The sequence below is a fragment of the Pseudoxanthomonas indica genome, assembly GCF_900167565.1.
GTDB lineage: Bacteria > Pseudomonadota > Gammaproteobacteria > Xanthomonadales > Xanthomonadaceae > Pseudoxanthomonas_A > Pseudoxanthomonas_A indica.
Window position 1 is genome coordinate 873602 of sequence record NZ_FUZV01000001.1, and the last position, 26319, is coordinate 899920.

Consider the following 26319-nt stretch of genomic DNA (forward strand, 5'->3'; position numbering starts at 1 on the left):
TCCAGTTTGATGGGCTCCGCCGTACCCCCGTCCGCCCTGCGGGCGCCTTGCCCCGAAGGGAGAAGGGGGATGGCAAATCGCCGCCGCTTATACTCGCCGGGCCTTTCCCGCCCGTGATTCCATGTCCTCCGCCGTCAGCGATTTCACCGCTCCCCTGCCCGCCCGCGAAGACTTCCTGGGCCATCCCAAGGGCGTCTACATTTGTTTCTTCACCGAGATGTGGGAGCGCTTTTCCTTTTACGGGATGAAGGCGCTGCTGCTGCTGTACCTCACCAAGTACCACCTGTTTGGCGACAAGGCCGGCCTGGATCTGCTCGGCGCCTATGGCGGCATGGTCTATTGCATCCCGGTGATCGGCGGCGTGCTGGCGGATCGCTGGCTGGGCATGCGCAAGGCGGTGGTGTTTGGCGGTCTGTTGCTGGTGGCCGGCCATATCGGCATGGCGTTCGAAGGCACCGCGGCCACGGCCGCCGCCGGGGTAGTGTCGCGCGATGAAGGTTCGCTGCGCATCACCTACCTCTCGCTGGCGCTGATCATCATGGGCGTGGGTTTCCTGAAGCCGAACATCTCCACGATAGTCGGGCGCCTGTATGCGCCGGAAGACAATCGCCGCGATGCCGGTTTCAGCCTGTTCTATGCCGGCATCAACCTGGGTGCCTTGTTTGCTTCGCTGGTGTGCGGCTATCTGGGCGAGACGCTCGGTTGGCGCTACGGCTTCGGCGCGGCCGGCATCGGCATGCTGCTGGGTCTGGGCATGTTCCTGTGGGGCCAGAAATACCTGCATGGCCATGCCGAACCCGCGCAACCGCAATACCTGCGCGAATGCGTCCTCGGCGTGCCGCGCGAATGGTTGATCTATGCCATCGCCCTGGTCGGCGTGCTGCCGGTGGCCTGGTTGATGTGGGCCGCCGCCAATGGCGCGTTTGCCCTGGGCGGCGAAATCTCGCTGGCGTTGATGCTGATGCTGCTGGTGTTGGCGGTGGTGCTGGGCTGGTTCGCCTGGTTCCTCGCCACCCAATGCACGCCGGTGCAGCGGCAGCAGATGCTCGCGCTGATGGCGATGATATTCATGGCGCTGGTGTTCTTTACCCTGTACGAGCAGACCTATGGCTCGTGGGTCACCTTCACCGATCGGATGATGACCAAGGACGTGGTGCCCTCGCTGGTGCAGGCGCAGGCCACGGTGATCTGGAGCGGTGACTGGGCGCGCGATGTGATCACCTTCCTGGCGCGTGCGCCGTGGTCGACCTGGTCGCTGCTGCTGGCGCCGCTGGGTTTCGTGGTGGCGGCGCAGTGGTCGGATCAGCGGCCCAACTCGCGGCTGCCGCGGCAGATCTTCGTGGCGGTGGTACTGCTGATGCTGCTGTTCCTGGTGCGCGACTGCGTGGTGTTGCCGCAGACCGCCGGTTCGCTGACCTACCTGGGCGCGTTCTTCCTGGTGGTGCTGGCACCGTTGTTTGCCGCGCTGTGGGCGTGGTTGGGCCGACGTGGCCGGGATCCTTCCAAACCGTTCAAGTCCTCGCTGGGTCTGATCATTGCCGGCCTGTCCTTCATCCCGATGGCCTGGGCGGCCAAACTGGTCGGCATGGACGGGCAACTGGCCAGCGTCTGGTGGCTGGTGCTGGCCTACCTGGTGCTGGAGATCGGCGAGATGTGCCTGTCACCTGTCGGCCTGTCGGCGGTGACCCAGCTGTCGGTGCCGCGCGTGGTGAGCCTGATGATGGGCACCTGGTTCCTGGCCACGGCGTTTTCCGAAGCGCTGGCCGCGTTGTTCGGCAAACTGGCGGCGATCGAGGTACCGGAGGGCGAGACGATAATCGTCGCCGATGCCGCCGCCAAGTACGCCGACCTGTTCTGGTTGATGACCGGCATCGGGATTGGCTGCGGCATCATCGCGTTGCTGTTCTCGCCGCTGCTGCGGCGGATGATGCACGGCGTGCATTGAGCCGCTAGCGGCGCAACGACTCCAGCACGCGATCCAGCGCCGTCGTCCACTCGGGCAGTTCCTCGCCCAGCAGGTTCTGCAGCTTGCTGTTGTCCAGCCGCGAGTAGCTGGGGCGCGTGACGCGCGTGGGGTAATCCACGCTGCGAATCGGCGTGACGCTCGGCGCCTGCGCGAGCAGGCCGAGCACCGCGGCCTCATTCAACAGCGTCTGTGCGAAGCCCTGCCAGTGGGTGCCGCCGTTGGCGGTGAGGTGATACGTGCCTTCGGCGTGCGGATGCTCGGCGAGCACGCGTGCGGTGACATCGGCAATCAGCCAGGCCGGCGTGGGCGTGCCGTACTGATCGGCCACCACGCGCAGCGCTTCGCCCTGGCGGGCGCGCTGCAACATGGCCAGCAGGAAGTTGCGACCTCGCGTGCCGTAGACCCAGGCCGTGCGGAAGATCAGATGGCGTGCGCCGCTGTCGCGAATCGCCTGTTCCCCCGCGAGCTTCGACGCGCCGTAGACACTCAGCGGTGCGGTGGCGTGATTTTCGTCGTAGGGATGCGCCGCCTGGCCGTCGAACACGTAGTCGGTGGAGTAATGGACCAGGGTGATGCCTGCTTCCAGACACGCCCGCGCCAGCGCGGCCGGTGCATGCGCATTGGTGCGGAACGCCGCGTCCGGATCCTCTTCGGCGCGATCGACCGCCGTGTAGGCGGCGGCATTGACCACGACGTCAGGCGCGATTCGGGAGACCAGCCGGGGCAACTGATCGGGTGCATCGAAATCGGCCACTTCGCATTCGCCGCCGTCGTCGAGTCGTCCGTCGCGCGTGGCGGCGACCACATGCGCCCGCGTGGCCAGGCTGCGGCGCAGTTCATGTCCGACCTGGCCATTGGCGCCGAGCAGGAGAATCTTCATGGCGTGTAGATCGGCAGCCGCTCGGGCGCCACATCCTCGAGCCACGGCGCGCGCTCATCCTTGGCCGACAGTATCGGCGTGCTGATCGGCCAGTCGACCGCCAAGGTGGCGTCGTTCCAGCGGATACTGGCATCGGCCTCGCGATCAAAGGGGGCCGTGCACAGGTAATTGAACACCGCGCGTTCGGACAACACGGCAAAGCCATGCGCGAAGCCTTCCGGAATCCACAGGTGACGTTTGTTTCCGGCACTCAGCAGGACGGCCGTCCAGCGACCGAAATGCGGCGACCCGCGACGGATATCCACCGCCACGTCATAGACCTCGCCTTCCAGCAGGCTCACCAGCTTGCCCTGCGGATTGGGCCACTGGTAATGCAGGCCGCGCAGCACCCCGCGGGTGGATGAGGACACGTTGCTCTGTACGAACCGGTCCGGCAAGCCGTGCGCGGCGAAACGTTCGGCGTTCCAGGCTTCGTAGAAGAAGCCGCGATCATCGCCATGCACGGCCGGTTCGATGACCACGCAGCCCGGCAGGTTGGTCTCAATCACTTTCACGGCACAGCGCCCCGCTGCAGCAGCGACAACAGATATTCACCGTAACCGTTCTTGGTCAGCGGTGCGGCCAGCCGCTGCAACTGCTCGGCATCGATCCAGCGATTGTCATAGGCGATTTCCTCGGGGCAGCACACGCGCAAGCCCTGGCGCGCCTCGATGGTTTCAATGAACGTGGCGGCTTCCAGCAAGGACTGGTAGGTGCCGGTGTCCAGCCACGCATAGCCGCGTCCGAGTGGCTCCAGGTGCAGGTCGCCGTCCTGCAGGTAACGGCGGTTGAGATCGGTGATCTCCAGCTCGCCGCGTGCGGAGGGTTTCAGTTCGGCAGCGTAATCGCTGGCACGGCCATCGTAGAAATACAGGCCCGTCACCGCGTAGTTGGAACGTGGATGCTCCGGCTTTTCTTCGATGCCGATCACGCGCCCGGAGCTGTCGAATTCGGCGACGCCGTAACGACCCGGGTCACGCACCCAGTAACCGAACACGGTGGCGCCGTGCTCGCGCGCGTTGGCGCGCCGCAGGATGTCGCCAAAGCCATGGCCGTGGAAGATGTTGTCGCCCAGCACCAGGCAGCTGGGTTGCCCGGCGACGAAATCGCGGCCAATCAGATAGGCCTGCGCCAGGCCATCCGGGCTGGGCTGCACGGCATAGTCGATGCGCATGCCCCACTGCGACCCATCGCCCAGCAGGTTGCGGAACAGCGCCTGCTCGTGCGGGGTATTGATGATCAGGACTTCGCGGATGCCTGCCTGCATCAGCACGCTGAGCGGGTAGTAGATCATCGGCTTGTCGTAGACCGGCAGCAATTGCTTGCTGATGGCCTGGGTGATCGGATACAGCCGCGTGCCGGAGCCGCCTGCCAGAATGATGCCCTTGCGCGTGCTCATGCCTTGCTTCCTGGGTGCGGGGCGGCGGCGCCGATGCGCTCGAGCCGGTAGCTTCCGTCCAGCGCGCGGCTTACCCACGCCTGGTTGTGCAGATACCAGTCCACCGTCCGCGCGATGCCCTGTTCGAAATCGTGGCGCGGCTGCCAGCCCAGTTCCGAGCGCAGCTTGTCCGCGTCAATCGCGTAGCGGCGGTCATGGCCCGGGCGATCGGCGACAAAGGCGATCTGCTCGCGGTACGAACGACCATCGGCGCGCGGCTGCTTCTGATCCAGCAGATCGCAGATCGCGTGCACCACCTCGATGTTGCGGCGTTCGGCATTGCCACCCACGTTGTAGGTCTGCCCCACCCGCCCCTGTGCCAGTACGACGCGCAAGGCGTCGCAATGGTCTTCCACATACAACCAGTCGCGCACCTGGCCGCCATCGCCGTATACCGGCAGGTCCTGGTTCGCCAGGGCGCGCTGGATCACCAGCGGGATGAGTTTTTCCGGGAAATGGTACGGCCCGTAGTTGTTCGAGCAGTTGGTCGTAAGCGTCGGCAGGCCGTAGGTATGGTGGAAGGCGCGGACCAGATGATCCGAAGCGGCCTTGGACGCGGCATACGGCGAGTTGGGCGCGTAAGCGGTGGTCTCGCTGAAGCTGCCCGTGTCACCAAGTGAGCCGTAGACCTCGTCGGTGGACACGTGCAGAAAGCGAAACGCGCTGCGCTCCGGCTCGGGCAGTGCGCGCCAATGATCGCGGGTGGCTTCCAGCAGCGCCAGCGTGCCGACCACGTTGGTCTGGATGAAGGCAGCGGGCCCGTCGATGGAACGATCGACGTGGGTCTCGGCGGCAAAATTGAGCACGGCCTGCGGGCGATGCCGGGTCAGCAGTTCCGCCACCAGAGGGCGATCGCCGATGTCGCCCTGCACGAACAGGTGATCCGGATGCCCTTCCAGCGACGCCAGCGTGTCACGGTTGCCGGCGTAGGTCAGCGCGTCGAGCGTGACCACGCGGCCGCCTGCCGCCACGGCCCGCAGCACGAAATTGCCGCCGATGAAACCTGCGCCGCCCGTCACCAGCCACGTGGCCACACTGCACTCCCTGCCTACCCGTCATGAACGCGCGAGATGATACCCCACGCTCCGCGTGGACAAGAAAACGCCCGGCCTGGGCCGGGCGTCCGGTTCATCGGAACGGCGGCTTATTCGCGATCCAGATTCACGCCCAGGCCTTCGGCAGTGTTGCGGACCACCACGATTTCAACGTTGGGAGTACTGCCGCGCGTCTTGACCAGCACATCTTCGCCGTCGTCGATCTCGGTCTTGTACACCGACTTGCCGAACTGCGTACGGATGGCATCGCGGATCAGGCGCGCGGCCTGGTTCTCATGGGTACCCGCGGGTATCTTGACGACCACTGACGTCGCCGTGGCGCCCTTGGGAGTGAACGCAAGCTCGACTTCACCGTCGACCTTGGCGCTGTGGTTGAGCTGGATGCGCCACTTGTTGGAGGGGCCATCGGCCAGCGCAGCCAACGGCAGCATCAGCAGAAACAGGGCAAGCAGTCGGAGGCGGGATGTCATGGGTGTATCTCCTGGTTGATGGATCAAGCATGCGCGGGCGAACTGGCGGATTTCCAGCGGCGTCGCCTCGGTAAATGTACTGGGCCGCTCATCGCCAAGCGCTGCCGACCTGGATGTAGAACGTCTCGTCCTCCGGTCCCCAGGCGTAGTCCAGACCCGTGTACAGGCCCAACTTGCGCGCAATGAGATAACGGAAGCCGGCGCCCTTGGCGACCTGGCTGGTGGCGTCGGAGAAACTGCCCCGGCGTCCCCACGTTCGGCCGGCGCCGGCAAAGCCAATCAAGGCCCAGCGCTGGGTCAGGTTGTAGCGCACTTCGGTTTCCGCGGTGCTGGCGCGCGTGTCCTGGTAGCGGGCCGAACCAATGCCGCGCAGATCGATGTAGGGCAGCCGATAGAACGGAATGTCGCCATTGGCCCAGCGCGCGTCCAGCCGACCGCCCAGGATCAGCCGGTCATCGAGCAGCGGCCAGTAGACATAGGTGTGGGCGCGATAGCTCTGGAAGGTGGTATCGCCGCCAATGCCCTCGCCATAGAAATTGCCTTCGATCATCCCCAGCCAGCCACTGCTCGGGGTAAACGGGTTGTCGCGCTGGTCGTACTCCAGTGACAGGCCCAGGCCGGAACTGCGGTCGGATTTTTCGACATCGCTGAAGCGGTCGCTGTCCGAATCCACATCGAACGCCAGATCCAGATCCATGTAGGTCCAGCTCAGACCCAGATACAGATCCTGGCTGCCCAGCCGACGCGAGACCTTTTGAAACGAAGCCAGGCCATCGACGTTGTAGCCAATCGGCAGGGCTTCGATGAAGGTGCCCGGTGTGTAGAAGTCCAGGTTGAAGGACGCCTTGACCAACCCGCCGGTGTAGCGCCAGCGATCCTCCTTGAAATGCAGCATGGCGCCTGCGCCGTACGCGTGGCTGCCGTTCTCGGTCTTCAGCGCCATGGCGCCGAAGATGTTGGGAGGGATCAGCTGCTGGCGACCGTCGCTGGTGGTGCGGGTCAACGGTTGGCCCTTGGGCTTGTGGAAGAACGCCAGCGCCACACCGCCGCCATAGCCAACGGCGGGATCACTGATGACGATCGGCACCGGCAGGAAACCCTTGTGTTCCAGCAGCCAGCGCGACATGTCGAACTTGTGATCCTGCGGATCGTGCAGCAGCGTCATCAGTCCCGGCTTGTCCTGGTTCGCGTCGGCGACCTTCTGCGCGCCGGCCTGCGTGCCGGCGACCTCGGTGGGCGTGGCTTCCGGTACCTGCTGCGCGCAGGCGACCGCGCTGCTACCCAGCAGGATCAGCGCGCCCAGGCCACGGCCGGCGATCGCAACCCACGCATGGCCCTTCATCGGCGACGGAATCCGCCGCCACCGCGCATGCCGCCCCCGCCCAGTGCCGGCCGGAAGCCACCGACCGGGCGCTGCATGTTGGCGCCGCCCTGCGGGAAATGCACTTGCGTGGGTTCGCGGCCACTGATGCGTTCGCCGCCTCGCTCACGCGCCATGCGATCGCGATCCAGGTTGTCGCGCGTCTGCCCGCTCAGGTTCCTGGAACTGTCAGGTCGGTTGACCTCGTTCCACTGGCCGTTATCGTAGTGGTAGACGTTGCCGTCGTGGCCGGCGTAGATGTTGTCGTTGACGTCGACCACGCCGCCGCGATGCAAGGTGCCGGTATCGGCGTTGTAGTGGAAACCACCGGCGCCGCGTGCGTCACCGCCCTGCGGCCCCTGCGTATTGAAGCCGCCGGCGCCGGCCGCGCCGTTGGGCCCGGCCACCACGCCGCCTTCGGCATGGGTGACGCGGCCGGTGTTGGTATTGACCACCGTGCGTTCACCCGCGCGTGCCGCCTGGCCGGTGTAGGGATTGACGGCCACCGCGCCGCCGCCGGCCACCACGCGACCGGTTTGCGGGTTGTAGCGGATACCCTGCGCGCCTGCGGTGGTCGTGCCGGTGTAGATGTTGGTGTTGACGCCGGCGCGGCCCATGCCGCGTCCGCCGGTGGCCTGGTTGTAGAAGCCTCCGCGCGCGCCACGACCGACGTTGCCCGTCCACGGGTCGGCCCATGCGGCGGCGGTGCCGCGCACGGCCGCATTGCCCCAGTGGCCGTATACGTTCCAGGCCGCGGCGCCGCCGCCCCACCAGCCCCACGGATACGCCGGCCCATACCACGGCCCCCACCACGGGCTGTAGGGACCGTACCAACCGTCATACCAGCCCCAGCCCCAGCCAAACGTCCAACCCACCCAGGCGTTCCAGCCAAAGTAAACGCCCATGCCGTAGGTGAGCGGACAGCCATACCAGTAGGCGCCGATCCACGGCGTGCAGGCGTAGCCGGTGCCGTACACCACTACGTTGTCGGTCACGACCGTGCCGTAATAGCCGGGCGTGTAGCCGACGTAGACTTCGTCTTCGTTGCCGCCGTAGACGCGCACGTAGGTGACGTAATGCAGCGGCGAGTCGGTGGGAATGGTGTAGATCACGGCCGGCACCTTGGTCGCCACCACCCAGGCGCCCTGCGCGGAAGGCGCGGTGAACCAGATGCCCTTGTCGACGGCGTAAAAATCGGTGGCCGACACCCGGATCACCGGAACGGCCGTATTGCGCGCGTACTGCAGCGGTGTTCCGGCAATGGGCGCGAACTGGGGCGCGCCGTCGTAGCTCACCTGCAGTTTGGCCTGCGCCTTGTTGACGGTGGCTGTTTGCGGGATGTCATTGGCGATCAGCGATTCGCGCGATTCGGGCGTGCCCGGAATCGAAGCCAGCGCGCCACTCTTGGGGCTGTCCGGCGGAATCTTGCCGAAGTCCAGCGGCAATTGTCGCGGTGAGACGTAGCGCCACGGCCCCTTGCTGCCGGCGGCAGTGAACCAGCGCCCCGACACCAGCACATACCAGGCGTTGTCGGCGGCGGCATCCACGAACACATCGGCGCCGGTGTTGTTGATGTAACTGAGCCGGGTGCCCGGGATGGCGAGGAATTCCGGCTCGCCCTGCACGGTGATGAGTTCGGCCGGCCGGGTGCGCACATACACCTCCGGCAACTTGCCGGCGTCCAGCACCTGCTTGAGTGCGTCCGGCGGCGTATCCATGGCATCCACCTGGCGGGTCTGTTCGGCCTGGCTGGCCGCCGCGGTCAGGCCGGCGTTGGCGCTGCTGGCGCTCCATGGCCCAGTGAGCGAGCTCGCGCTGGCCCAGTGTGCGCCCAGCTTCATGTAGTACTTGCCGTCTTGTTGCAGCAGCAGCGAACGGCTGTTGATCACCCGCTGCACGCCGGCGGTTCCGCTGGGTTTGAGCGCGGGTTGTCCATCCACCAACACCAGCACGGCCGGTTCGGTGGTGAACAGGATCTCGGGCGGATCGTTGCGTACGCTCAGCGTGGAGGTTTTGCGATCCACCTCGGCGATGGCCAGCGCCGATTCGAGCTGGTCCAGGCCCACCGTCAGCGAACGTTTGCCCTGCAATTGCTTGCGCGCGAGGGCCAGGTATTTGTCACGCTGGCCACTGGCGGCCGGAAAGTTGGCCTCGGTGATGCGGATGTCGGTCAGCACGACCGCGCGCGCATCCTTGTCCACTTCGGTGCGGGCGCTGAAATCGAGCACGCCGTAATCCTGGCTGTCCTGCGACTTGCCGTCGGCGCCGGAGTGCACGCCGGTCTTGACTGACATGACGGCATGCGCGGCGAGTTGGTTGTCGCTCCAGTGATCCAGCTGCGGCTGGTGGATCTGGAAGCTCACGCCATCGACAGTGAAATCGCGTGGAAACGGGCGCGCGTCGATGGCGGCCCCGCCGTCTGCCGAGGCGGGCGCCGTTTGGCCGACCAGGATCGCCGCACCCGCCTGCGCTGGCTGGTATGCCACCGAAGACAGTAGGAGCAGAACGGTTGCTGCCACGGCGCGAAGGTTTTGCATGCTGCCACCTCATGGAGGCGCCAGCTGACGCCGATGGGGAGCGCGGGCCCGGTCGAACTGGTGGGAGGACCAGTGGAGAGAGGGGAACCGGACCCGCGCGAAAGGACGACCTTGACGATCGGCCAGAAGGACTACGGACTGGCGGCGCCAGGGGGATAGCTGGCGAACATCTTGTCCAGGCCTGCATCGATGGCCGCCGAATTCTTCTCGGGTGAACTGGACACGGTGCCCGAGGCGGTGCCGCGCCAGACTGCCTGCTGGGTCTTGGCATCGAATAGATCGACGATCAGGGTACCGACCTGATAGTTGCGCACCTGGGTGGTGGACGACGCCATGCCGATGCCGCCGCCCCAACCGCCGCGGTATCCCCAACCGCCCATGCCGGTGCCGGTGTACATGGTGTCCAGTGTGGTCTTCGTGCTGCTGGAGATATGCGCGGCCAGCGCCAGGTCACCGCCGCTGGCGACCTGCGACAGTCCCTTGGCCTGCAGGCGGCTCTCGATACCGGAGATGATGCGCTGCTGGGCCAATGGCGAGGCGCCCTCGGGCTTCATCGCCCAGGAATAGGTCTTGTAGTTGCCGAACTGGGCGTTGGGATCGTGATCGGTGCTGACCGTCGGTGTGCTGGCGCAGGCCGTCACCAGGCCTGCCAGGACCACCGCGAGAATCGGGGTTTTCATCTGCGTCTCCTTGGAGTCGACATGAAGCGTGGGGTCAATGGCGACGGTAGGCCCTGCGGTCGCCACTGACCATGCGAATTTCTACGGTAACCGGCTAGAAAAACTACGCAGGCCCGGGCCTCAGGGCGCGTTGACCACGATGTACTGCACGTTGGTGCCGGAGTACTGGGGCTGGTACCAGGTGCTTCCACACTGCTGATAGGCGATCCCGTTGACCACCGTGGTCACGCAGCTGGGCGGCACCGAATTGACGATGGAGCCGATCACCGCCGAGGTCACCGCCACGCCCGCCGTCACGGCCGCGGCCGTCGCAAAGGGATGGTCGTCCCAATCGTTCCAGTGGTTGTGGTCGTCGTAGTCCACGTTGACGCTCACATTGCGATCGATATTGATGTCCTGTTCGCGGTTGACGCTGCGACTGACGTTGCGGTTGGTCGCGCTCCCCTGGTTGCGCGTGACGTTGTGGCTACTTGTCGTCGCACGGTTCTGTCCACCCGCGGGACGGTTGACGCTGCTGTGCGCGGAAGCGCGCGCGTGACCGGCGCTCCCACCGCCGCGGGCGTGCTGGGCCACGGCATCGGGGATTACCGCCAGTCCCGCCAACAAGGTGAGCGCGGCCGCACAGGCCAGGCTCGATAAGGTCGGGGTCTTCATCTCAATTGCCCTCCGATTCAATGACCGCCACGTTGATGGGGATAATCTCGATGCGCTTGGCATCGTCTGGCGGGCTGAAGGTGAAGCTCTTGGCGTCCGCGGTGGCCCGGGTGTTCCAGTGCAGCCGCGCTTCGTACTGTGGCATGGACGGATCATCCAGGCTGGTGATGATCAACTTCTGCGGCAAGGCGCTGGCTTTGGACAACCAGAGCTGCCAGTCCGCGCCCTCCTGGCGGAAGGCGTACTGATCCACCGCCTCGCCGTCGAGCGTGCCGGGCCCCACATACAGGGCACCTTTGATGGCATCGCGCGACACATGTTCGGTGCCCCAGAAGAACAGGTCGGCCAGCGGAAACTCGATGCCGTAGTCCTGCTGGGCGGTAATCGCCAGTTCGCCCAGCGTCTTGCCCACGTTGTCGACGCTGGCGTAGTACTTCAGCTTGGGCGAATACACGGTCATGGTGTTGCCGTCGTAGAACAGCTGGCGCAGCCGGCGATCACTCTTGATCTCGACGAACATGCGGTTGGGTCGCTGCACGCGATAGGTGACCTGGCCGTCCAGCTCGATCTTCTGGCCAGTATCGAGCACCACATCGGTGCTGGCATCGGATACCAGTTGGAACTGCTGCAACTTGCGCAGCGATTCACCCATGCGATCCAGCGCGGCCAGGGCGGCCGGATCCACGGCGGCATCGGTGGCAGCCGCAGCGGGGGCAGGCGCTGCCTTTTTCTTGCTGGCCTGGTCGGCGGCGGCCAGCGTCAGCGGCAGCACAAGCAGCAAGGCTGCGGTGAGCCGCGCAAGTGGGTAGGTATGCGATTGGGGTCTCATGATTTCTGGCTCCTTGAAGCCTGTCGTAGTGCCATCAGAATCCGAAGCCCACGCTCAGGCTCAACGGATCGCCTTCGAAGCGGTTCTTCACGCTGAACTCGCTGACATAGCGGAAGGTCAGGTCGACATGTTCACCGCCCTTCCATTTCTTGCTGTAGGTGATCACCGGGCCCGCGCCCAGCGAACGCCCCTTGAACCCATTGAGGCGATCCGCCAGCGGACCCTTGTCGTCCTCCAGCTGTTCAATCCACCCCACCACGCCACCGATGCCCCAGCCACTGGCGGTGCGCTTGATCAGCAAGGCCTCGCTGCGGAACACCACGCCGTTCTCGTAGTTGGTGTCGTCGTTCTTGCTGTACCAGTCGGTGGCAGCCTGCACCGAGAATTCCAGCGTGCCCTTCTGCATCAGCTGGGTATAGGCAAACGTCGGCGAATAGGTCCAGACATTGAGGCCGGCATTGGCGATGCGGTTGGGATCGTAGTTGCCGGTGGGCGCGAAGATATAGACACCGAACGAAAGGTGCCGCACCTGGTCGATGTGGAAGCTGGCCAGCACCGGTGCGAAGTAGAAGTCATAGAGGTTGCCGGTGTTCTGGTTGACGCGGCGCTGCAGGGGCCCGGCCTGCAGATCGACCTGGGTGCCCAGATCGATATACGGCAGCGACGCCATGCTGGCGAAGTTCCAGCGACCCGCCTTGGTGGGCCAGATATAGACGCCGGTGAGCATGCTCAGCGAGGCTTCGGCTTCGAGCCCCAGGCCCAGCTGCCCTGCAATCGGCGCGGGACGCGATGCGGAAATCTCGCCGTCGTAATAGATGTAGCTGACTGACCATTGCAAACCCGGCGCCGGCGGAATGACGCCGGCATAGGGCGTGATCTGCATGCCGGTAATCGGCCTTCCCAGCGCGCCCTCGGTGGCGTTGGACTGGCTGGCGAAAAGCAGTCCCGCAGCTGCAATGCCCAGCGTCCAGTGCTTCGACGCTGCCCTGCCCATCCGGTGGCTTCGCGTGCAATGCAAGCTCTGCGTGGCTTGGTACATGGCGCTCTCCTGACAGAAACGGATTGGATGCGTCGACAGGATTTTTCTAATACCTGCGCGAACGCCTTTGCAATTCATAATGGGGACGGCGTCGACGGTGGCATTCAGGCGGGCTCGTCACGGGGTGCCTCGTGACCGCCTCGATCCCGCTCGCGCACTTCGGTGATATCGCGTTCCAGAAAATAGTTCAGGAACGTCCGGATGACTGCGATGGCGCCCAGTTGACCGATCCCTTCCCAGGTGGGCACCACCGAAGACTCGATGATGTCGGCCGCCAGCTGGAAGGTCAGGCCCGCCACCAGCCAGCGGCCGTAGTCCAGCCACAGGCTGCGCCGGTGATGCCCGTCGCTGCGGCGAAGCACGCCCATCAACACCACCTGGACGAACGCGCGCAACGTGGCGTACAGAATCACCAGCATCGCAATGCCGTCGATCAGCACGATCGCCGGCTCGGACGCGGTCACCAGCCATTCCCTCAACACCTTGTCACCTCGCGCAATGCAGAAGGAGGATGCGTATGGGCCGGCTCAAAGCCGGATGATGCAGCGGAAGCCGACATGGCACGTGGATGTGTCCACGGGCTGCGCCATGCGCGCCGCAGGACGATAGCGCCGGCAGTAATTGGGTGCGCACAGGTGCGAGCCGCCCTTCATGACGCGCCGTGGAATGGCCACGTTGGCGCGTGCATCGGCACTTTTATCGGCGGTTCCGCCGCGCGGATTTTCCAGCGTGCAACAGGGCTTGCCCGGCAGCTGGTCATGGGTCTGGTACCAGTCGCTCGTCCATTCCCAGACATTGCCAATCATGTCGAACAGGCCGTAGCCGTTGGCCGGGAACGCGCCTACCGGGGAAGTCCCTGCATGGCCATCGCTCTGCAGGTTCTGCCAGGGAAATTCGCCCTGCCAGAAATTGGCCTGGTAGCGACCGTCGGGCACCAGCTCGTCTCCCCAGGCGAATTCGCTGTCGCCCTCGCGGCCACCGCGCGCGGCGAATTCCCATTCCGCCTCGCTCGGAAGATCCTTGCCGACCCAGTGTGCGTAGGCCAGCGCATCATCGATGGTCACGTGCACCACGGGATGATCCAGCTTGTCGGCAATGGACGACTCCGGACCCTGCGGATGGCGCCAGTCGGCACCCTGCACGTAACGCCACCACTGGAAATGGTTGCGCAGATCCACCGGACCGGCGGTCTGTGCGAACACCACGGACGCCGGCGCCAGCATGGCGGGGTCAGCCCCGGGATAGTCCTCGGCCCGTGCCGGGCGCTCGGCTGCGGTGACGTAGCCGGTGGCTTCAACGAATCGGGAAAAATTGCGGTTGGTGACAGGCGTGGCGTCGATCCGGAACGGCCCCACGCGCACCTTGTGTGCGGGCCGTTCTTCCGGGTAATGCGCATCCGAGCCCATGCGGAACACGCCGCCGGGCAACTCCACCATGCTGTCAATGGCTCCGCACATTGGCGCCTCCTGGCTCAAGCAGTTTCGGGAATGGCATCGGCGTGATCGTCGAATACGCGCTGCCAGTCGTGTTTCATGCTGACCACGCCTATCCCATACTCGTTGGCATGATCCAGTCCTTCGGCGAAGGGGCTGAGCTTGAACTCGCGGTCATAGGCAAACTCGCGTTCGCTGTCATCATGGTGCAGATACCAGGCCTGGCGCGGCCCTGGTCCACCGAGGGTGTAGCGGAGCATGGCCAGATCGCCGTCGGAGTTGCCGAAGGCGAAGATCGGACGTCGACCGATGTGGAGGGCGATGTTGACCACCTTCTCCTCGCGATCATCGAAACTGCCCAACTCGGCACGCTTGCGCAGCACGATGTCCTTGCCCTGCACTTCGGCCTGCATGCGTGTACTGGAACCGATTACCTGCTCGGGCGGAATGCCGTACAGCGACTCGGCAAAGGCGCGGACAAACTCTACTCCGCCACCAGTGACGATGTAAGTCCGGAACTGGTGTGCGCCCAGGTAGTCCAGCAGTTCGCGCATCGGCGTGAAGGCGCCTTGGGTGAACAGCTGGCCGACCCCGGGATGGCGCGCCGCATGCAGCCACGCACGCGCTTTCGTCCGGAACTCGTCCACGGTCATGCCGGCATGAGTGGCGAATACCGGCTCGAAGACCTCCTTCTTCGGCAGCGTCGCCAAGGCCTTCAGGTCACCGTCCACCATCGCCTTGAAGGCAGGCTTGGCCAGCAGGCCGGGATTCTGGGTGACCAGGCGATGCACTTCGGCCAGGGCGAAGAACACCTGTACCTGCATCGGATACTCGCACCAGAGCGTGCCATCGTTGTCGAACACGGCGATGCGCTCCGCCGGCGGCACGAAGTCGCTGCCGCCAGTCGCGCAGACCCGGTCGACGAAGCCGACGATGGTCGACTTCGCCGTGCCTTCGTTCCAGGACGGTAGCCAGGCATCCATCGTCGGCCCTGGCCTCAACCGCCGCCCGAGGCTTCGGCCATCTTCGAAATGGCGTCGTCGATGGTGAACGTATTGGGTTTCTGGATCGGCGGAAACTCCTTGAACGTGTCGGCGAACTGGCCCGCCAGACCCCATGCTCCGTACAAGATGTAGGCGTGGTAGAGGTACCACTCGTAGTAGGAATTGGACGTCGTGTCCGCAAACTCGTACGGATCGGTTCGCAGGTTGAAGATCTTGGGCAGCCGCAGCGGTGTGAAGGGCTCGGCCCAGATGGCCATGGTGCCCTTGCACCGCTGTTCCATGAACACGATCTTCCAGTTGTCGTAGCGCACGCCCAGGATGTCGCCGTCATCGCTGATGTAGACGAACAGCTTGCGCGGGCTCTCTTTCACCTGGCCGGTCAGGTACGGCAGCAGGTTGAAGCCGTCGATGTGGTTCTTGTACTTGCGCCCATTGACTGTGGCGCCCTTTTTCAGCTTGTCCACTGCGGTGGTGTCGCCCGCGGCCGCGAGGAACGTGGGCAGCCAGTCGTGATGCTGGATGATCTCGTTGGAAACCACGCCAGCGGCAATCTTGCCGGGCCAGCGCACCATCTCCGGTATCCGGAAGGCGCCCTCCCAGTTGCTGTTCTTCTCGCTGCGGAACGGGGTCATGCCGCCGTCGGGCCACGAATTGCGATGCGGACCGTTGTCGGTGGAGTACACCACGATGGTGTCTTCGGCCAGGCCCAGCTCATCGAGGAGATCCAGCATCTGCCCCACGTTCTTGTCGTGGTCGATCATCGTGTCGTGATAAGGCGACTGCCAACGACCCGCCTGGCCCAGGCTGGACTTCTTGGTGTGGGTGAACATGTGCATGTGGGTGGTGTTGAGCCACACGAAGAACGGCGTGCCGGCCTTGTCCGCCTTGCGGATAAAAGAGGATGCCTTGTCGACGAAGTCGTCGTCGCAGGTTTCCATGCGCTCCTTGGTGAGCGGACCGGTTTCCTGGATCTTCTGCTTGCCCACCCTGCCCCAGCGCTCGTGGGTGGTGGAATCGTCGACGTTGGTGGCCCAGGAATGGACGACGCCACGCGGGCCGTTCTTCTTGCGGAAGTTCGGGAAGTCCTTCTCCGGGTAGTAGTCGTACATCTCGGGTTCTTCTTCGGCATTGAGGTGGTACAGGTTGCCGTAGAACTCGTCGAAGCCATGGTTGGTGGGCAGCATATGGTTCAAGTCGCCGAGGTGGTTCTTGCCGAACTGGCCGGTGGTGTAGCCCTGGTCCTTGAGCAGCGATGCAATCGTCACGATCTTCTCGCTCATGCCCACCGGCGCGGCCGGCGCTCCGACTTTCGACAGACCCGTACGCAGCACGCTCTGCCCGGTGATGAAAGAGGATCGACCCGCGGTGCAGGACTGCTCGCCATAGCTGTCGGTGAACAGCATGCCTTCGTTGGCGATGCGGTCGATGTTGGGCGTCTGATAGCCCATCAGGCCCTTGGTATAGCAACTGAGGTTGCTGATGCCGATGTCATCGCCCCAGATCACCAGGATGTTGGGCTGCTTGCCGCCAGGCTTGCCGGCGGTTCTGCTGCTGGCTTTGGCGGGTGCAGCGGCCTTGGGAGCGGCCTTTGCCGGGGCTTTCTTGGTTGCCATGGTCGAACTCCTGTTTGCGATGCGTCGCCGGGGGGCGACAGCGGTACGGTCGATTCAGTTGAACGGTGCAACGTTGAAGACCATGCTGACGATGGCCACCAGGCCGATCAGCCACAGCAGACTGGCGGTGATCAAGGTCAGCGAAATCGGATACGCGCTTTCGCCGTGCAGCAGACCACCGCGCACCATGTGGCTGCGCTCCAGGCGCAGGCCCTTCATGAAGCTCACGTGGTAATAGATGCCCACGCTCAGCAGCAGCATGCCCAGCACCACCATGGCCAGGCCGAAGTTGCGCGGCGCGTGCGCCTGCATGTTGAGATCGGGCAGCTTCACCAGCTTGCTGAACACCTGGAAGATGGTGAAGCCGAAGCTGATCAGCGACAGCGCGGTACGCATGATCGACATCAGGGTGCGATCCGCGCTCATGCGGGTGCGCTGAAACGACATGCCCGTGCGCCGCATCGACATCTCGGTGCGGTTGGTGGACAGGTCCGTCCGGTATTCGGAAAGGTCGGTGCGATGCATCGACAGATCGGTGCGGAACTCGGACAGGTCGGTGCGATGCTCCGACAAGCCGGTGCGATGGTTGGACAGGCCCGTGCGGTAGGCCGAGTACTTCACCGACGCCAGATCGGCCTTGGTCTCGTCCACCTGCGGAATCGGCGGCACAGGCGTCACCGGTATATGCTCCGGCCGCTGCAAGTTCGCTTCCGGTTTCTGCAGTTGCTCGCTCATGGGCGTCGCTCCTGGGGATGACGGCTGAACCAGCGGCGGGCGACCCGAGCCACCGGCCCGCGCAGCAGGATGTAGGGCACGAACGCCAGCACGACCGCGATGACGAACGTTTCCAGCGGATAGTCGAACGCACCGAACACACGGAACTGGTAGATCACATCCATCACCACGCCGAGCAGCAGCACGCGTGTCACCGCGGTCACCGACTCGTGCCAGGAGGTAATGCGGCCCTGTAGATTGGAGCGGATGAAGCGGACCCAGTAGGGCGCCCGCCCGAGCCGGACATCCTTGATGCCGTCATGCAACGCCGCGATGAAGGCCATGGTCGGTTGCAGGTAGAGGCGGAATGTCATCGGGCCATCTGACCTGTGGATCAGATCGGATGCGAAGCGATGCAGGTACTCGACGAATCCGTCCACCATTGCCTCCTCTGCCCGGCTGACAGCATCGACGCAAGCGCAGAGGTGCACAACCGCGATTACTACTGTGCCGGCCTAAGTATTTTTACTGCAGTCCGACAAACCCGGCGATGTGCTCTCCACGCTGTGCCCCGCTACGATGCGCTGCATGAGCAAGGACAATTTCTCGCTGATGCGAGGTGGCGCGGTGCATCGGTTCCTGAGCTGGAGCGGCGCTCTGCGGCCGCGGCTGAGTTTGAGCCGGGTCATCGCTGTACTGGTGGTGTGCCTTGTGTTCCTGCCGCTGGCCGTGGCCACGGCGCTGGATGGCACCTTGTACGGTACGCATGTGCGCATCACGCTGTTGGGCGATTACGCACTGACGTTTCGGATGCTGGGTGCCCTGCCCATGCTGATCCTGTCCGCTCCGCTGGCCGACCATCTGCTGCGCGCCGCCATTCGACAGTTTTCCCGGGGCGGGTTTGTGCGTGCCGACGAGCAGGGAAAATTCCAGCACATCCTGGATGCGGCCAAGCGGATGCGCGACTCCTGGGTACCCGAGGTGCTGATACTCGTGCTGGCGATCCTGCCAGTGAAGAAGTCACCGCACATGCCTGAACTGGCTCATCTGAGCAGTTGGGCCGGCTCCGAGGGAGAGGCAGCGAGCTGGGCCGCGCTGTGGTTCGGACACGTCTCGGCGCCCCTGTTCCGATTCGTTGCGATGTTGTGGCTGTGGAGATTCCTGCTGTGGATCTGGATGTTGTGGAAGTTCTCGCGGCTGCAGCTGAACCTGCCGGCGCCACATCCGGACGGAGCGGGCGGTCTGGCCTTTCTGGGCAACGCGCAGATGCGCTTCTCCACGCTGGCCATCGCGGGCTCGCTGATTGTCTGCGGCAGTTGCATCAATCATCTGCTCTATACGGGCGCCACCTTCTCCAGCCTGCACCTGCTGCTGGGTGGCTATGTCGTGATTGCCAGCCTCCTGCTGCTGGCGCCATTGCTGTTGATGACGCCGTCACTGATGCAGGCGAAGCGACATGCGCTCGGCAAGTACGGGATCCTCGGGCATCGCGCCATCGGCCATTTCGAGCAGCGCTGGAAGCGCGGCGAACCGGCGGACAGGAGTTCGCTGATCGACAGTGCCAATCCCTCGGCGCTGGCCGACTTCGCCGCGGTGTACGCCACCGTGTCCGGCATGTTCGTGGTGCCGATGACACGTCGCAACCTGGTCGGCATGCTGGTGGCGGCCGCGTTGCCGCTGGTCCCACTGGTGTTCTTCGTGATGTCGCTGGACGAGCTGGCGTCCAAGCTGGTGTCTATCCTCGTGTGAGCCGACCTTCATGTCCGGCGATGGACCGTGACAGGTAGGTACTGCCGGCCAGGACGCCATGCACGGCCGCCAGGAGATCCTCGCCGGCATCGGCCTTCAGTACGTAACCGCATTCGCCCAGACGCAAGGCCCGTTGCACCAGCGATGTGTCGGTGTGGACGGTGATGAAGACGATGCGCAGCTCGGGCCGCTCCTGGCACAGTATTTCGGCGGCTGCCATGCCATCCATGCCGGGTAGCGAAATGTCCGTGACGATGACGTCCGGCAAGGTGGTGCGCGCCAGCCCCAGCATGCTCAGGCCATTGTCGACCCAGCCGGTAATGTCAAATTCATTGGCGAGCAGATTCTGCAGTTGTCGCGCAACTGCAGGATTGTCCTCAACCAACATGACCCCGGGACGCTTCATTGGGTCCACCTACACCGTTTTGACGATGGTGTGGCGGATTTGACGATTTGCCAATCAGGAAATAAGCGGTAATCCCGCAAGTAAAACTACTGGCCGGCTTGCACCGTCATGCAGCGCTGCGCTGGCGCGGAGAGCCCGGCAGTAATCCCAGTTGTTCTGCCTTGCGCACCAGCTCCACCGTGCCGTGTACACCCAACTGCTGCATGATTGCGTACTTGTGCGACTCCACGGTGCGCACGGAGATTCCCAGTTCGTAGGCGATCTGTTTGGAACGCAGTCCTTGCGCCACGTAGTCGAGAATTCGCTGCTGCTTCTCCGTTAGATTGCAGTCCACGGATTGTTCGGAAGCAAAGATGGTCGGCCCGGCCAGGGTGGGCGTCACGTAACTCCGGCCCGATTGCACTTCGCGTATGGCGCGCACCAACTCCTCGCCTGCGGAACTCTTGAGCAGGTAGCCACTGGCGCCGGATCGGATGGCTTCCGCAGCCACGCGGCAGTCGCCATGCATGGTGAGGAAGATGAAAGGTGTGTCGTAACCCAGCTGGCGTACCCGCCGCATGGCCTCGATGCCGCTGATGCCCTGCATGCTGATGTCGGCTATCACCAGGTCGGTCCGCTCGGCCAGGACGCAATCAATGATGGCTTCGCCCGACTGCACGACTTCCACGTGTTCGAAGCATTCCAGCAGCAGCCGCTCGACACCCTGCGCGACCACGCGGTGATCATCGGCAATCAGCAGGCGAGTGGGAGAATATGACGACGATCCATTCACTTCCATGGCATGCACCTCATGGCGTTCGTGATGTTTCCCCAGGACACCGCAGGCGTCCAGAGAAGCAGTCTCGGCCAGAAAGCATTAAGACTGTGTCGATGTGTTCGTGCACCTGCAGCATGGTCCGCCTCACCTGCCGGGCTGGCTACGGCGCCTCACTCAGGCGGGCCCGACCGGCCAGCGTGTCCCGGGGTGACTCGCCGAACAACTGGCGATACTCGCCGGAAAAACGTCCCAGATGACCGAAGCCCAGGCTACCGGCGATATCGGTGACATGCGCGGTCGCCGGCGCCGCCCGCAACAGGCGGCGCGCCTCATTGAGCCGTGCCACATGGTGCCAGCGGCACGGTCCCATCCCATAAGCGCTACGAAAGATGCGTTCCATCTGGCGCTCGCCCACACCGATGGCGGCCGAAAGCGTGGACACACTGAAATCGGATCCCGCATGCGCGTCGAGGAACGCTTCGGCGCGACGGATCAGCATCGAGTGGCGCATCGGCATGGTCGGCGTGCTGGCCCGTCGATGGCGATGCGGCAGGCCTGCGGCCAGAACATCGACAAAGGCGCCCAACAGCATTTGTCCGACACCGGCCACCTGACAGGTGGTGGTGGCTGCGTCCCATGCAGCGGCATCCAACAAAGCGCGCTCGATATGGCTGGCCAGGTAAGCACTCTGCGCAGGCGCACGCTCCAGCATCTGCCAGCCGCGCAAGGGCAAGGCCAGTTCGCGTCCGTGCCGGTACAGGGCCTCGGCCTGCACCCGATCGCGCGGCACCAGCATCACACACCAGCACCACCGTCCCGGCGAGGGACGGACGTCCAATTCCTGGTTCTCCGCAAACACCATCAGCCTGCCGCATTCCACCTGACGACCATTGGCCCACATCGGCTGCGCGGATTCGAGTGAGACAGCCAGCGCAACCACCCGTTCTCCGAAGCTGCCAGAGGCAAACACCGGCAATGAATAGTGCCCGCAGTCCAGACTGAATCCGCCGAACTCGATGCGCTGCACGCGCGCCTGAAAGCGACCGCCCGTCAGCAGCCTCTGTTCGAATCGAGTGTCCTTGACGACACCCAGCAGGGCGTCTGCGTCGAAGCCTTCAATCAACATCTGTTGATAGAGCTTGCCTTGCGTCACAACGTCCATCGGTCCCTCCAGGACTCGTCGGATATCGGATAGCAGCGGCATGGTGAACCCATTTTGATAGCGCTTCAAGCCAACTGCGGCACAGGTCCAGAGGTTGGTAACACGGCTTACTCCAAGCTCGTTGCCCCCTTCACGGGCCAGTCCGGGCGCTGCGCTGGGCAGGGATGTGTATGGCCAAGGAGCTGCGGCATCGACAAGCAAGTCACGCCAAGAGCGGCATCCGCCAGTCGCCCTATCTCCTGCTGGTCGCGATAGCTGCCTTCGCCCAGTTCATCTCGGTCGAACTCTGGGTGGAAAGTTCGCGTGCGCAGTTGCTGTGGCTGCCCGGCGCGGTGCTTATGTGCGCTCTGTTGAATCTGAATTGGCGACACTGGCCATTGACGGTTCTGGCGGTGGGCCTGGGGTCCCTGCTTGTGTTGCTGGCCATGTCGGAGCCGTGGCCGGCGTTACTGCTCGGTCTGTCCGGGCAGCTCCTGCTCGTGGTTCCGGTGGCGTACGCGCTCACGCGCTTGCGGCTTTCAACGCGTGGCGAGACGCTGGCCAGTTACCGGTGGCTCGGCGGGTTCCTGCTGCTGGCGGTCGTCGCACTGCCTGCGCTTGGCGCGAGTTGGGCGGAAATGGTCGCCATCCAGTTGGACGCTACCGGGCATCCCGGCGGCTGGTTCAATCTGGCCTTGTCGCACTGCGCCAGCTACGTGCTGGTGGTCCCGGCCTACCTGGGTCTGCACGAAACGGCATTGCAGCGGTCCGGTACGCCCTGGCGTTCCTACAACCTTGCGCTCATCACGGCGATGGCAACGATCTTCGCCATCGCTTGCTGGATGCCGTTCCACCACGCGCCCCTGCTGCGCCCCTTCCTCCTGCTGCTGGCGTTTACCCTGCTGGTCTGGTCACTGCTGCTGTTTGGCGCCGCCGGTGCCTTCACGGCATTGCTCACGCTCTCGCTGATCTGCATGCAAGCCAGCAACGTCGGGCTGTTTCCCCTGCAGGAACAGGATGGCTATACGGCGGTCCTCAGCATCCAGATCTGGACCATCGGCATGGCGCTGGCATTGCTTTCATTGAGCGCGGTGGCCGAGCAGCGCGCCGGGCTGAGACTCTCACTGGCCCAGGCGTACGCACGCCTGAGCGATCTGACTGGCCGCATGCTCCTGGTGCAGGAAGAAGAGCGCGCCCGAATCGCACGCGACCTGCATGACGACATCAACCAATCCGTCGCGGCGATTTCCATCCAGATCAGCGGACTGAAGAAGGATCTGGAGCTTGCACCGAGAACACGCCTGGCCGAAATCCAGGAGCAGTTGCTCGCGGTATCCGACGACATACGTCGTCTTTCACATGATCTGCACCCCAGCATCCTCCGTTACACCAGCCTGGCGGCGTCGCTCATCGCACTCTGCGAAAGTCATACCGCGCCTTCCACCCTGCGTGTGGACTGCGCCATCCATGAAGACATGGCGCTGAGCAACGAGCAGAAACTCAACCTCTTCCGAATCGCACAGGAAGCCATCCACAACGTGGAGTCGCATGCACGCGCAACGGCCGCCCTGCTCTCCCTGTCACGCGACGGCGAGGACATCGTGCTGCGCGTGGACGATGACGGCATCGGCATCCCGGAGGACCTGCGGCGGCGCCTGGGCGGTGGACTCGGGATGATCAGCATGGAAGAACGTGCCCGCAGCCTCGGGGGGACTTTTCAGGTCATGCGGATGGAGGAAGGCGGCTCGCGCCTGGAAGTCCGCCTGCCCATACGGGGCCCCGCTCCGTCCCCTCCTCTTGAGGACGGAAGCCCTTCGGCCATCATCCTGAGCCCGGATCCGTAGTTTTACCGAGCGCGCATCGACCCGGTTCTCGCCAGAATGGCGCGGCGAGCTCGCGATCATGTCGCAACCGCCGCACCGGGACCTTCAGGTTCGAGTCCGAACCAACATGAGGGAAGAGCATGTTGGATTGTCGACATCAGACCACAAGGCTCGCCAGGCCTGAGTCATTGGCGCGCGTCGAGTTGATCATGTGAATCTGCAGAGCTGTCAGTTGCGTTTGCTCGCAGGTGGATGGCCGCGCAACTCGTGCGCTGGGCCGTAACATTCTGAGCCATGCGGTTCAAAGACAAGGAACAAATGCGCATGCAAGCCCGGCAATCGAGCCTCCCAGCTATCAGGTCTTACCTGCTGAGATTCGCACTGGCCATGCTGTTGAGCGTCGGCACCGCGTGGTTGCATCCAGCCTTGGCCGCGAGCGCGCCCGCCCCAACCACCTCCGAGCCGCCATGCGTGGGGCTGGTCCTGGGCGGTGGCGGTGCACGCGGCGCGGCCCATATCGGCGTCCTCAAGGTGATGGAACGCGAGCATGTCCCCGTCTGCCAGATTGCCGGAACCAGCATGGGCGCCATCGTCGGAGGCCTTTATGCCAGCGGCTACACCTCCGAGGAGCTGGAAAATCTCATTGGGACACTGGATTGGGCCGATCTGTTTGTCGATGACCCGCCCCGCGATCAACAGCCCATGCATCGCAAGGATGGCGATTTCCGCTACCTGCTCGATCTGGAGATCGGGTTCTCGAACGGCAAAGTCGTCCTGCCGGGCGGATTGGTGCAGGGCCAGAAACTGCTGATCCTGCTGCGGCGCCTGACGCTGTCCAGTTGGAACGTGCACGACTTCAACAAGCTCCCCATTCCGTTCCGCGCCGTGGCGGCCGACATCGGCACAGGCGAGAAAGTGGTATTCGACCAGGGGGAGCTGGCTTTGGCGATACGCTCCAGCATGTCAGTCCCGGGGGCGTTTGCACCCCTCAATGTGGACGGCCGCCTGCTGGTGGATGGAGGCATGGTCGACAACGTCCCCATCGATGTCGTCCGCGACATGGGGGCAAGCCGGCTCATCGTTGTCGACGTAGGCTCACCATTGCATGAAGAGTCCGCGCTCACCAACCCCGTGGTGATCATGGACCAGATGATCAGCGCGCTGATGAAAGAAAAGACGCAGCGACAGCTGGCCACCCTGGGCCCGGACGATATCCTGATCACACCGGAATTGGGAGACCTGACCGCCGCGCAGTTCAATCGCGGAGGTGAAGCCATCCGCCAAGGCGAGCTGGCTGCAGAAGCAGCGCTGCCGCAAATCCGCCGCTACTCGGTTGACCCCGCGACTTATGCTGCTTATCGGGAGCGTCAACGCAAGCGCGACTTCGATCCGTTGTTGGTGAGCTTTCTCGATGTCGTGGAAGGAAAGTCACCTGCGGCGCGGGCCAGCGTGGAGAACGCATTGGCCTCGAACGTGGGCAAGCCCCTGGATCTTGATGCCCTGGAAGAAGACCTGGGCATGGCCTATGGAAGCAATCACTTCCAGCAGCTGGACTATCGCTTGGTGGAACGGGAGGGTCGGCAGGGTATCGAAGTGCGTCCGATGGAGCGCCCCTGGTCGGTATTCGGAAAGCTGGGATTCCAGTTGAGTGACGATTTCGATGGGCGCAACAGCTATCTCGTTTCCGCCGAAATAACCGCCACCAACCTCAATCGCTTCGGGGCTGAGTGGCTGAACATCATCAGGGCCGGCGAGATCAGCGGCTTGTACTCCGAGTTCCACCAGCCCCTTGGGGAAGGAAGTCCGTTCTACGTGCAACCCTCACTTTCCTTCCAGAACGAGATCTTCCCGTTCTGGCGGAATGGCGAACAATTGGCGGAGTACAAGGTCAACAAGCGCGCCCTCGGACTGGCGCTGGCATATACGCCGGACACACGCTTTCGCGTCAGTGCCAATATCATCACCGGACAGGATCGGGGCGACCGCCTGATCGGCAGCCCCCTCGATTTCGAGCGGGACAAGCAGCCATTCGCCGGCATTGTCTACAGCACGACCTGGGACTCTCTCGACAACATCGATTTCCCGACCAGGGGTCTGCGCGTCACCGCCTCACTGGAAGCCTACAGAACGTGGGGCGGCACGGAAATCAAGGACGATGTCGCGAGACTGACGGTGGATTGGGCCCACGCTTGGGGGCGGTATCACCTGCTGCTCGGCGCCTACCTGGCCAGCTCGGTGGACGACACCCACTACTTCCGCACCCAACAGTTCATGGGCGGCTTCCTCAACCTGTCCGGTTTCCATGAACGCGCCGTTTTCGGGAACCAGAGCGCACTGCTCAGAAGCGTTGCCTATCGACGAACTGGCGATACGAGTCAACTATTCTCGCTTCCGCTATTCGTGGGTGCGAGTCTCGAGCTGGGTAATGCGTGGTTGGACCGTGGGCTGGTCGACGCAGACGACCTGATACTCGCAGGTAGCTTGTTCACCGGTGTTGATACGCCCCTAGGGCCCATGTTTCTGGCTTATGGGTACAACGAAGAGGGACAGGGATCCTGGTACCTGACGTTCGGATCCCTTTTAAGACCACGGACTCCGTAGGGAATTCCGCAAAGAAGAAGAGGGGCGCTTGCGCGCCCCTCTTCGAGCCTTCCAATGGCACCCCCTTCCATCTCTACACCAAAGAGCACTTGGTGTGGGGAGACAGGCAATGGAACAGTTCCATTGCGCTA

24 protein-coding genes are annotated in these 26319 nt (G+C 63.9%); 4 read left to right on the plus strand and 20 right to left on the minus strand.

The genetic code is table 11. From position 1 onward, the window contains the following. Positions 1-121 precede the first annotated feature (121 nt). Complete coding sequence (locus tag B5X78_RS04190; protein ID WP_079723204.1) at positions 122-1945, plus strand: peptide MFS transporter; 1824 nt, start codon at positions 122-124, stop codon at positions 1943-1945. 4 nt (positions 1946-1949) lie between these two features. On the opposite strand, the gene rfbD is transcribed toward B5X78_RS04190, so the two are convergent. The 17 genes from rfbD to B5X78_RS04275 form a co-directional block, all read right to left on the minus strand. Continuing rightward, the gene (gene rfbD, locus B5X78_RS04195) at positions 1950-2846 is read right to left on the minus strand and encodes a dTDP-4-dehydrorhamnose reductase (protein ID WP_079723205.1); all 897 of its coding nucleotides are present in this window, start codon (positions 2844-2846) and stop codon (positions 1950-1952) included. Next, on the minus strand, positions 2843-3400 hold the full coding sequence (gene rfbC / locus B5X78_RS04200) for a dTDP-4-dehydrorhamnose 3,5-epimerase (RefSeq protein ID WP_079723206.1): 558 nt from the start codon (positions 3398-3400) through the stop codon (positions 2843-2845). The genes rfbD and rfbC overlap by 4 nt, the downstream gene beginning before the upstream one ends. Continuing rightward, positions 3397-4284: a glucose-1-phosphate thymidylyltransferase RfbA gene (gene rfbA / locus B5X78_RS04205; protein WP_079723207.1), complete on the minus strand. Its 888-nt coding sequence runs from the start codon at positions 4282-4284 to the stop codon at positions 3397-3399. Before rfbA ends, rfbC begins: the two co-directional genes overlap by 4 nt. After that, positions 4281-5357, minus strand: coding sequence for a dTDP-glucose 4,6-dehydratase (gene rfbB, locus B5X78_RS04210; protein ID WP_079723208.1), 1077 nt, complete (start codon positions 5355-5357; stop codon positions 4281-4283). Before rfbB ends, rfbA begins: the two co-directional genes overlap by 4 nt. A gap of 110 nt (positions 5358-5467) precedes the next feature. After that, the gene (locus B5X78_RS04215) at positions 5468-5848 is read right to left on the minus strand and encodes a hypothetical protein (protein ID WP_139381398.1); all 381 of its coding nucleotides are present in this window, start codon (positions 5846-5848) and stop codon (positions 5468-5470) included. An 88-nt stretch (positions 5849-5936) separates the two neighbouring features. Next, positions 5937-7190 carry a BamA/TamA family outer membrane protein gene (locus tag B5X78_RS04220; RefSeq protein WP_079723210.1) on the minus strand — a complete coding sequence of 418 codons (1254 nt, stop codon included), beginning with the start codon at positions 7188-7190 and terminating at the stop codon, positions 5937-5939. After that, complete coding sequence (locus B5X78_RS04225) at positions 7187-9694, minus strand: hypothetical protein (protein WP_079723211.1); 2508 nt, start codon at positions 9692-9694, stop codon at positions 7187-7189. The genes B5X78_RS04220 and B5X78_RS04225 overlap by 4 nt, the downstream gene beginning before the upstream one ends. Positions 9695-9876: 182 nt before the next feature. After that, positions 9877-10425, minus strand: coding sequence for a DUF4136 domain-containing protein (locus tag B5X78_RS04230; RefSeq protein ID WP_079723212.1), 549 nt, complete (start codon positions 10423-10425; stop codon positions 9877-9879). A gap of 120 nt (positions 10426-10545) precedes the next feature. Further along, positions 10546-11079, minus strand: a complete 534-nt coding sequence (locus B5X78_RS04235) for a hypothetical protein (protein WP_079723213.1) — start codon at positions 11077-11079, stop codon at positions 10546-10548. Between the two features lies 1 nt (position 11080). Further along, on the minus strand, positions 11081-11908 hold the full coding sequence (locus B5X78_RS04240; protein ID WP_079723214.1) for a DUF2092 domain-containing protein: 828 nt from the start codon (positions 11906-11908) through the stop codon (positions 11081-11083). A gap of 34 nt (positions 11909-11942) precedes the next feature. Beyond that, the gene (locus B5X78_RS04245) at positions 11943-12947 is read right to left on the minus strand and encodes a SphA family protein (protein ID WP_176140771.1); all 1005 of its coding nucleotides are present in this window, start codon (positions 12945-12947) and stop codon (positions 11943-11945) included. Between the two features lie 104 nt (positions 12948-13051). Continuing rightward, the gene (locus B5X78_RS04250) at positions 13052-13411 is read right to left on the minus strand and encodes a DUF1622 domain-containing protein (protein ID WP_229731029.1); all 360 of its coding nucleotides are present in this window, start codon (positions 13409-13411) and stop codon (positions 13052-13054) included. A gap of 63 nt (positions 13412-13474) precedes the next feature. Continuing rightward, positions 13475-14404: a formylglycine-generating enzyme family protein gene (locus tag B5X78_RS04255; protein WP_079723216.1), complete on the minus strand. Its 930-nt coding sequence runs from the start codon at positions 14402-14404 to the stop codon at positions 13475-13477. Positions 14405-14418: 14 nt separating this feature from the next. After that, a complete protein-coding gene (locus B5X78_RS04260; protein WP_079723217.1) occupies positions 14419-15363 on the minus strand; it encodes an HAD family hydrolase in 945 nt (314 codons plus the stop codon). A gap of 14 nt (positions 15364-15377) precedes the next feature. Further along, on the minus strand, positions 15378-16997 hold the full coding sequence (locus tag B5X78_RS04265; RefSeq protein ID WP_079723218.1) for an arylsulfatase: 1620 nt from the start codon (positions 16995-16997) through the stop codon (positions 15378-15380). A gap of 54 nt (positions 16998-17051) precedes the next feature. Beyond that, positions 17052-17732 (minus strand): YidH family protein, encoded by a 681-nt coding sequence (locus tag B5X78_RS04270; protein WP_079723219.1) that lies wholly within the window; start codon positions 17730-17732, stop codon positions 17052-17054. Next, a complete protein-coding gene (locus tag B5X78_RS04275; RefSeq protein WP_139381400.1) occupies positions 17729-18151 on the minus strand; it encodes a hypothetical protein in 423 nt (140 codons plus the stop codon). Before B5X78_RS04275 ends, B5X78_RS04270 begins: the two co-directional genes overlap by 4 nt. Before the next feature lie 148 nt (positions 18152-18299). Here B5X78_RS04275 and B5X78_RS04280 point away from each other — a divergent pair, with 148 nt between their 5' ends. Beyond that, the gene (locus tag B5X78_RS04280) at positions 18300-19460 is read left to right on the plus strand and encodes a hypothetical protein (RefSeq protein WP_079723221.1); all 1161 of its coding nucleotides are present in this window, start codon (positions 18300-18302) and stop codon (positions 19458-19460) included. Here the strand turns inward: B5X78_RS04280 and B5X78_RS04285 are convergent. The 3 genes from B5X78_RS04285 to B5X78_RS04295 form a co-directional block, all read right to left on the minus strand. Beyond that, positions 19447-19866: a response regulator gene (locus B5X78_RS04285; protein ID WP_079723222.1), complete on the minus strand. Its 420-nt coding sequence runs from the start codon at positions 19864-19866 to the stop codon at positions 19447-19449. The genes B5X78_RS04280 and B5X78_RS04285 overlap by 14 nt on opposite strands. 106 nt (positions 19867-19972) lie before the next feature. Next, on the minus strand, positions 19973-20644 hold the full coding sequence (locus tag B5X78_RS04290; protein ID WP_079723223.1) for a response regulator transcription factor: 672 nt from the start codon (positions 20642-20644) through the stop codon (positions 19973-19975). Between the two features lie 139 nt (positions 20645-20783). Next, positions 20784-21986, minus strand: a complete 1203-nt coding sequence (locus B5X78_RS04295) for an AraC family transcriptional regulator (protein ID WP_139381401.1) — start codon at positions 21984-21986, stop codon at positions 20784-20786. Here B5X78_RS04295 and B5X78_RS04300 point away from each other — a divergent pair. Together B5X78_RS04300 and B5X78_RS04305 are read left to right on the plus strand one after the other, a co-directional pair. After that, the gene (locus B5X78_RS04300) at positions 21956-23608 is read left to right on the plus strand and encodes a sensor histidine kinase (protein ID WP_176140772.1); all 1653 of its coding nucleotides are present in this window, start codon (positions 21956-21958) and stop codon (positions 23606-23608) included. The genes B5X78_RS04295 and B5X78_RS04300 overlap by 31 nt on opposite strands. A 273-nt stretch (positions 23609-23881) precedes the next feature. Next, entirely contained in the window at positions 23882-26188 is a 2307-nt protein-coding gene (locus B5X78_RS04305; protein WP_079723226.1) for a patatin-like phospholipase family protein, read from the plus strand. Positions 26189-26319: the final 131 nt, after the last annotated feature.